The organism is Streptomyces sp. NPDC059456 (assembly GCF_042750055.1).
Taxonomy (GTDB): Bacteria; Actinomycetota; Actinomycetes; order Streptomycetales; family Streptomycetaceae; genus Streptomyces.
In genome coordinates this window covers 1-7,228 of the sequence record NZ_JBHYVA010000024.1, presented here as the reverse complement: position 1 = coordinate 7,228, position 7,228 = coordinate 1, and the positions used below count along the sequence as shown (strand labels likewise).

The 7,228-nt window shown below is 73.5% G+C and carries 8 protein-coding genes; 3 read left to right on the top strand and 5 right to left on the bottom strand.

Annotation, left to right across the window (positions count from 1 at the left end):
* The first annotated feature begins 213 nt into the window (after positions 1-213).
* Both ACFXA3_RS04260 and ACFXA3_RS04255 read left to right on the top strand, forming a co-directional pair.
* On the top strand, positions 214-1,368 hold the full coding sequence (locus tag ACFXA3_RS04260; protein ID WP_385181690.1) for a low temperature requirement protein A: 1,155 nt from the start codon (positions 214-216) through the stop codon (positions 1,366-1,368).
* A gap of 64 nt (positions 1,369-1,432) precedes the next feature.
* Positions 1,433-2,701: a cytochrome P450 gene (locus ACFXA3_RS04255; protein ID WP_385181687.1), complete on the top strand. Its 1,269-nt coding sequence runs from the start codon at positions 1,433-1,435 to the stop codon at positions 2,699-2,701.
* Positions 2,702-2,787: 86 nt separating this feature from the next.
* On the opposite strand, the gene ACFXA3_RS04250 is transcribed toward ACFXA3_RS04255, so the two are convergent.
* Together ACFXA3_RS04250 and ACFXA3_RS04245 are read right to left on the bottom strand one after the other, a co-directional pair.
* A complete protein-coding gene (locus tag ACFXA3_RS04250; protein ID WP_385181684.1) occupies positions 2,788-3,279 on the bottom strand; it encodes a DUF5949 family protein in 492 nt (163 codons plus the stop codon).
* Between the two features lie 57 nt (positions 3,280-3,336).
* On the bottom strand, positions 3,337-3,936 hold the full coding sequence (locus tag ACFXA3_RS04245; RefSeq protein WP_385181682.1) for a DUF4352 domain-containing protein: 600 nt from the start codon (positions 3,934-3,936) through the stop codon (positions 3,337-3,339).
* Between the two features lie 164 nt (positions 3,937-4,100).
* On the opposite strand from ACFXA3_RS04245, the gene ACFXA3_RS04240 reads away from it, so the two are divergent.
* A complete protein-coding gene (locus ACFXA3_RS04240) occupies positions 4,101-4,544 on the top strand; it encodes a DUF6299 family protein (protein WP_385181679.1) in 444 nt (147 codons plus the stop codon).
* A gap of 27 nt (positions 4,545-4,571) precedes the next feature.
* Here the strand turns inward: ACFXA3_RS04240 and ACFXA3_RS04235 are convergent, their stop codons facing one another.
* The 3 genes from ACFXA3_RS04235 to ACFXA3_RS04225 form a co-directional block, all read right to left on the bottom strand.
* Complete coding sequence (locus ACFXA3_RS04235; protein WP_385181676.1) at positions 4,572-4,751, bottom strand: hypothetical protein; 180 nt, start codon at positions 4,749-4,751, stop codon at positions 4,572-4,574.
* 185 nt (positions 4,752-4,936) lie between these two features.
* Entirely contained in the window at positions 4,937-6,952 is a 2,016-nt protein-coding gene (locus ACFXA3_RS04230; RefSeq protein ID WP_385181746.1) for a SpoIIE family protein phosphatase, read from the bottom strand.
* A gap of 96 nt (positions 6,953-7,048) precedes the next feature.
* Positions 7,049-7,228: hypothetical protein (locus ACFXA3_RS04225; RefSeq protein ID WP_385181673.1), on the bottom strand; the 180-nt coding region annotated here is incomplete at its 5' end.

Sequence of the window (7,228 nt, the reverse complement as noted above, 5' to 3'; positions counted from 1 at the left end):
CTTCGCGCTGTCGCGCCCCCCCGCGGCGCGGGGGGGGGCGGGTTGCGGCGGGGGGGGGGGGGGTGGGGGGGGGGGGGGGCGCGGGGGGGCCGGCCCCCGCCCCCCCCCCCCCCACGGCCCGTGCGCGGGGCCGGGGGTTCGGTCAGGGGGTCCGCGGCAGCGCCGGCCGCGCGCCTCGCCTGCCGGCCGGCGTGCGGCTGCTGTGCTGACGGTATGACGTACGTACCGATGACCTCCCGCAGCCGGGACGAGGACCACCGGGCCTCGACCCCGCTGGAGCTGTTCTTCGACCTCTGCTTCGTCGTGGCGGTGGCGCAGGCCGGCCGGCAGCTGGTCCACGCGCTCGCCGAGGGCCACGTCGGCGCCGGCATCACCGGCTACCTGTTCGTGTTCTTCGGCGTGTGGTGGGCGTGGATGAACTTCACCTGGTTCGCCTCCGCCTACGACGTCGACGACGTGCCGTACCGGATCGCGACCCTCGTGCAGATCGCCGGTGTGCTCATCTACTCGGCCGGGATCCCGCGCGCCTTCAACGACAACGACTGGACCATCGCCGTCCTCGGCTACGTGGTGATGCGGCTCGCGCTCACCGTGCAGTGGCTGCGCGCCGCCGCCGGGGAGCGGGGTCCGGCCCGGCGCTGTGCGCTCACGTACGCGGCGGGGCTGCTGGTGTGCCAGGCCGGCTGGGTGGCGCTCCTCGCCGCCCCCGAGCACGCCCGCCGATGGCTGTTCCTGGTGCTGGTCGTCGCGGAGCTGCTGGTCCCGATGCTCGCCGAGCGCAGCTACCAGACCCAATGGCATCCGCACCACATCGCCGAGCGGTACGGCCTGTTCACCATCATCGTGCTCGGCGAGACCATCGCCGCCAGCACGGTCGCGGTCCAGTCGGCGATCGACGAGCACGAGGCGCTGGGCGAGCTGCTGCCGATCGCCGCGGGTGGCCTGCTGCTGGTCTTCGCGGCGTGGTGGATCTACTTCGCGGTCCCCGCGCACGACCGGCTGCAGAGCAATCGCGAGGCCATCCCGTGGGGGTACGGGCACTTCGTGATCTTCGCGTCGGCCGCGGCCATCGGGGCCGGGATCGAGGTGGCGATCGAGCAGGCGGTCGGCAAGGCCCACGTCTCGACCCTGTCCGCGAACCTCTCGGTGACCGTGCCGGCGGCGCTGTTCCTGGCCTTCGTGTGGCTGCTGCACTCCCGCCACTTCAAGCACGGCACGGCCCAGCAACTGGTGCTGCCGCTGTCCGCGCTGGCGATCCTCGCCTGCGCCTGGACCGGCGCGCAGGCGGTGCTGTGGGCCGGGCTGGTCGCCGCGGCCACCGTCGCGGTGGGCGTGACCTTGGTGCACCGGGAGCGTTCTGGTGCGTGAGGACGGCGGACGGCGCCGGCCGAGGCGGCCACGGCGAGCGCGCCGGCGACAGGGAGAAGAAACGATGAAGGTCCCGGTACAGCGGTACGCGGACACGGGCTCGGCGGTGGCGGAGTACGGGGAGCTCGCCGACCCGGCGTTCTGGCAGCAGCCCCCGGCTGCGCGGCTGGCGGCATTCGCCCGGCTGCGGGCACTGGACTCCCCGGTCTACGTGCCCGAGGGGAAGGGCCGCGGACACTGGGCCCTCGTACGGCACGCGGACGTGCAGGAGGCGAGCCGGCTCCCCAAGGTGTTCGCGAGCGCGCCCGGGGTGACCACGCCCGAGCCGGCCCGGTGGGTGCGGGCGCTGTTCGGGGACTCGATGGTGAACCTGGACGGCGCGGACCACGCACAGCTGCGGAAGATCGTGCAGCGGGCGTTCACGCCGCGGCTGCTGGCGGCGGCCGAGGAGGACATCCACGCGGTGGCCGCCCGGATCGTGGACGACGTACTGGCGGACGAACCCGACGAGTTCGTCTCGGCCGTGTCCTCCCGGCTGCCCCTCGAAGTCATCTGCAACATGATGGGCATCCCGGAGCGCCACCGCGCCGAGATCGCCGACCGGGTCAACCACGCTTCGGAGAACATCGGCGTCGAGCGGGGCCTGGCCGCACGGCTGCGGATGCCCGGCCGCGGGCTGCGGGCCCTGGCCAGGATGCAGCGGATGGTCGCGGGCATCGGGCGGGAACGGCGCAAGAACCCGACCGGCGACCTGATCTCGGCCCTGGTCCGCGCGGACGTGGACGGCCAGGCGCTGAACGCACGCCAGCTGGGGGCGTTCTTCTCGCTGCTGATGGTGGCCGGGGTGGAGACCACCCGCAACGCGATCACGCACGGGCTGACCCTGCTGACCGACCACCCGGCGCAACGGGACCTGCTGCTCGGCGACTTCGAGACGTACGCGGACGGCGCGGTCGACGAGATGATCCGGCACTCGACGCCGATCATCCAGTTCCGCCGGACGGTGACCGCCGAACACACGCTGGGCGGGCACCTGTTCCGGCCCGGCGACAAGGTGGTGCTGTACTACGCCTCCGCCAACCGTGACGAGGCGGTCTTCCCCGATCCGGACGCCTTCGACATCACCCGCTCGCCCAATCCGCACCTCGGCTTCGGCGGCGGCGGCCCGCACTTCTGCCTGGGCGCCCACCTGGCCCGGGTGGAGATGAAGGCCCTGTTCCGGGAACTGCTGACCCGGCCGGTCGGGCTGCGGGCGGTGGGCCTGCCGGACCTGGCGGGTTCGAACTTCGACAACCGGGTCCGCTCGCTGCGCTTCGCCTTCGAGCGCCCGTAGCGCGGGGCCGGCCCGGGGAACCGGCCGCCGGGCGGGCTGGGGGCCCGGCGGCCGGAGCGCGGGCGTGCTCGCGCGGGGCGGCCCTGCTACTGGAGGCGCCGGACCGCGAGGACGCAGTGCGCGCTGCCCGTGAGCACGGCCTCGTCCCCCGCGAACTCCTGGAGGGTCTTCGGCTCGACCGGCCGGCCCGGGACGGCCTCGGGCCAGGCGCGCGTGGCGAACAGGAAGTAGGCCTGGCCGCTCTCGGTCGCCGCGGCGACCCACTCGTCGGGGGCGGTGCAGGTCGCGTTCAGCCCCGGCAGGGTCAGCCCGACCTGGTTGTCCGCCAGCACGATCTGGACCGGGAACGCGGCCGGGTTGCGGGTGCCGTCCATGACCACGTCACCGATGGGCAGGCCGATCTCCTCCAGCAGCCCGCGGGCGGCCTGCTCGCCCGCCTCCCGCCCCTGCGGTCCGTCGCCGAGGGTGTAGGCGAGCAGGTACGGGATGTCGTGGCCCTCGGAGGGGTCGCCGATCCACGCGAGCACCGAAAGGGTGCCGAGCAGGGACCGGTCGATTTCGGCTTGAGTTGAAGTCATGCGCCGCACCCTAGTGCTCTCCCACCCGAGCGTTTCACGGCCTTTCACCCGGGCGGGCTAGACCGCCCAGAATCCCTCTCCGGAATTCGCCTGCATGTTCGCGTCCTGATACTGGAGACGCACGATGCGCGTCTTTTCCGGGATTTCGAACACCACCCATCCCTCGGCCCGCTCACCGACGGCGAGGGAATCGAAGACGAGCGGTTTGCCGGTGGTCAGTTCACCGGTCGGCACCACCGGGAATCGGCCTCCCGCGCCGTCGTACGCCCACATGCTCCCGAGGGCCCCGTACGAGGCGCCGCCGACGTTGACGAACGACATCGAGGCGGCCACCCAGCGCTTGCCCGCGGGCGGCGCGTAGTTCTTCTCCACGCTGACCGCGGGGTCCACGTACGCATTGAGCACGACTTGGAGGTGCCGGCCCACCTGGCGGCCGCGCACCCGTACGGAGTCGCCCACGTGGGCATCCTTCGAGGCGGCCCGGTCCGCCCCGGGGGCGGGCTCCTCCCCGGCGCCGGGGACGCCGTCGTCCACCGGGACGGCCGGAGCCGCGGCGGGGGCGAGCGCCGCCCCCTCGGGGGCGCCGGAGCAGGCCGTGGCACCGAGCAGCAGGAAGGGCAGGAGGGCAGCGGCGAGGACGGAAGCGGACTGGCGCATGCGCGATCCCTTCGGGGACCTTCGGAGACGTATTCCGGCCAGTCTCACGCGCCCGAGCGGGCAATTGCACACACCGACACGAGTGTGCGGAGGGAGTTGCCCGCCATCTGCCAGCACAATGCGTTTCGGCGCTTTTGTGCCAAGCCACCCCTCATGGAGGATTCATGCGAGTTTCCACCCGCCGCGCTGCCGTGACGGTGCTTTCCGCGCTGGCCGTGGCCGGCGTGTTCACGGCGCCCGCCGATGCCCGCTCCCACGGCGGTGAGATTTCCGTACAGGAATTCGGTCACCTCTCCGCGGACGGTCACGTCACCCTTTTCGGGACCTACTCGTGCGCGCCCTCGTCACCCCGTGGAGTGCAAATCCAGGTCACGCTCGTCCAGGACGGGAGCCGGCTGGGCTTCGGCGGCGAGGAGGCCGTCTGCGACGGCGGGCAGCACGACTGGTCGGCGAGCGCCTCGCTGCGCATGACGCCCGGCGTGCACGCGGGTGCGGCCGCTGCGCAGGCCCGCCTCCAGAGCGCGAACCTGGGCACGGCGATGACCTTGCGGGTGTCGTACCTGGCCGAGGCGGAGCGGGACATCGTGCTGGAGGAGAAGTACCGCTGAGCCGTACTCCCGGGCCGGCGGCCGCCGCTACCGGCAGGCGGGGGCAGCGCCGGTCATCGACATGAAGGCGACGGTCCGGCAGGCCGGGTCGGGGTGCGGGTGCCCGGTCGCCCGGTCCACGGCCGTCGGCACCCCGACGGCGAGCAGGAGCAGTGCGAGCAGAGCGGTCGTGGCGCCCTTGCCCGGCCGCTTGTTCAGCCGGTGCACGGCGGGATCCGTCCGGCTGAGGTGGTCCTGGTGGTCCTTTCCATGGACCGCATCATCACTCCGGCCCCCGCAGGCCACAACTCGGCGTGACCATCCGCTCACCCAACCGGTGCACCGGCCGCTCGAACCCGCCCCTCGGACCCGCCCCTGCGGCCCGCCCCTGCGGCCCGTCGCTCGGCCCGTCCTCACACCGGCCGGTCGCCCGCGCTCCGCACGCTGCCCGCGACGTCGAACTCGCACCACACGGCCTTGCCGTCGCCCCGGGACTCCACTCCCCAGTGCGTGGCCAGCGCATCGACCAGCAGCAGACCGCGCCCCGTGGTGGCGGCCTCCCCCGGCGTGCGCCGGCGCGGCCAGACGCTGGACCGGTCCTTCACCCACAACCGGATCCGCCGGACCGGCTCCGGCAGCACCTCCATGGTCAGCACCGCCCCGCCGTCCGTGTGCAGCAGGGCGTTGACCAGCAGTTCCCCGGCGGCCAGTTCCACGTCGTCGGCGAGGTCCGGCATGCCCCAGTCGCGCAGCGCCTGACGCAGGGCGTACCGGGCCTCCGAGAGGCCCTCCGGGTCCGCCTGGTGGATGTACTGGTGGATCCGCGGTGCCCGGTGGGTGCCCGGGTCGGGGGCGCGCCGCAGCACCAGCAGCGCCACGTCGTCGCCGGAGCCCCAGCGTTCCCAGAGCCGGTCCGAGAGGTGGTCGGCGAGCGCCCCGGCTTCCTGGGGGCCGCTGCGCACGGCGTGGGCGAGGGCCTCCATGCCCTGGGTGATGGCGGTGCCGGGCTCTTCCACCAGGCCGTCGGTGCACAGCACCAGCGTCTCCCCGGGGACCAGGTCGAGCCGGGTCTCCGGGAAGTCCTCCTGCTCGAACACCGAGGCCAGTCCGAGCGGCAGTCCGCCGCGCACGTTGGGCCAGCCGGTACGCCCGTCCGTGTGCCGGATCAGCGGCCCGAGATGGCCGGCGCGGACCGCGCGGACGCCACCGGTCTCCAGGTCCACCTGTGCGTACATGCAGGTCGCGAAGCGTTCCGTGTCCAGTTCGGCGAGGAAGCGCGAGGCCCGGGCCAGCACGGTGGACGGCGGATGCCCCTCCCCCGCGTACGCCCGCAGCGCGATGCGCAGCTGGCCCATGACCGCCGCCGCGTGCGTGTCGTGGCCCTGTACGTCGCCCACGACGATGCCGACCCGGTCGCGGGGCAGCGCGATCACGTCGTACCAGTCCCCGCCGACCTCCCGGCCGCTCCACGCGGAGTGGTAGCGCACCGCGATCTCCCCGCCGCTGATCTCCGGGATCCGGCGCGGCAGCATGGAGGCCTGGAGGCTGGTGGCGAACTCCCGTTCCTGGTCGAACAGGAGCGCCCGCTGGAGGGACTGCGCCACGATGCCGGCCAGGCCCAGGCACAGGTTGCGCTCCTCCGGGCTGAAGTCGGTGCGCCGCCGGTAGAACAGGACGAGGCCGCCGATGGCCTTGGCCTGCGCGATCAGCGGCAGATAGGCGGCGGCGTCGAAGCGGATCCGGCTGAGGTAGTCCGCGAGCAGCGGGAACTCGCCGGCCAGATCGGTCAGGGCGGTGACGAAGCGCGCCTTGCGGGTGAGCACCGTCTGCGAGAGCGGCAGCGAGCCGTCCAGCCGGGTGAACCGCCGCTCGCCGAGGATCTCCAGCGACTCCCCGCTCAACGCGATGATCTTGATGGTGCCGTTCTCCACCAGCCCCAGGGCGAGCCCGTCCGCGCCGAGCCGCTCCAGTGCGCCCGCGCCGGTCAGTGTGGCCGTGACGTCGTCGACCGTCACCGCCCGCGACAGGGCCTCCGTCGTGCGCTGCACGATCGTGGCCTGCTGGGCCCGCGCCGACTCCAGCTTCCGCAGGATGGTGGCGTGCGCGAGCTCCGCCGTGGCGTCCCGCACGATCCCGACGATGCGCACGGCCTGCCCGTCGGCGTCCCGCAGGATCCGGCCCTGCGTGTGCGTCCACTGGTCGACGCCGTCGCGCCGCTGCACCGTGAAGTACGAGCCGTACGTCTCCGCGCCGCCATCCAGCGCGGCCGTCGTGGAATCCGCCAGCCGCGCGCCGTCGTCGGCGGGGATCCGCAGCCCCAGCCCTTCGGGGGTGCCGTCGAACTCCTCCCGTTCGAGGTCGAAGACCACGAGCCCGGACTCGTCCAGCATCAGTGTCCCGGCGGCCAGGTCCCACTCGAAGCTGCCCATGCCGTTCAGCGCGAGCCGGTCCGCGGGCCCGATCACGGGGTCCCGGTGGCCCTGCCCGGATCTGTCGCGCTCCGCCGCTGCCAAGAGACACACCACCTAACGGCCGGGCCAGCACGGCTGGGAGATCAGCCGCTCCCACTCCTCGTCAGGATGCCCCGGAAGGGTGCGCCCGGCCTCCTGCCAGCGCCTGACGAGGGAGAGGTAGATCGTCGGCTGGTCCGGCGCCGCGTACCCGGCGGGGGCGTACGGGGAGGGGGTCCGGGCCGCGGCGTTCCC

Coding starts and splice junctions, on each gene's coding strand:
- ACFXA3_RS04260 (WP_385181690.1), top strand. CDS start 214: ATGACGTACGTACCGATGACCTCCCGCAGCCGGGACGAGGACCACCGG.
- ACFXA3_RS04255 (WP_385181687.1), top strand. CDS start 1,433: ATGAAGGTCCCGGTACAGCGGTACGCGGACACGGGCTCGGCGGTGGCG.
- ACFXA3_RS04250 (WP_385181684.1), bottom strand. CDS start 3,279: ATGACTTCAACTCAAGCCGAAATCGACCGGTCCCTGCTCGGCACCCTT.
- ACFXA3_RS04245 (WP_385181682.1), bottom strand. CDS start 3,936: ATGCGCCAGTCCGCTTCCGTCCTCGCCGCTGCCCTCCTGCCCTTCCTG.
- ACFXA3_RS04240 (WP_385181679.1), top strand. CDS start 4,101: ATGCGAGTTTCCACCCGCCGCGCTGCCGTGACGGTGCTTTCCGCGCTG.
- ACFXA3_RS04230 (WP_385181746.1), bottom strand. CDS start 6,952: ATGGGCAGCTTCGAGTGGGACCTGGCCGCCGGGACACTGATGCTGGAC.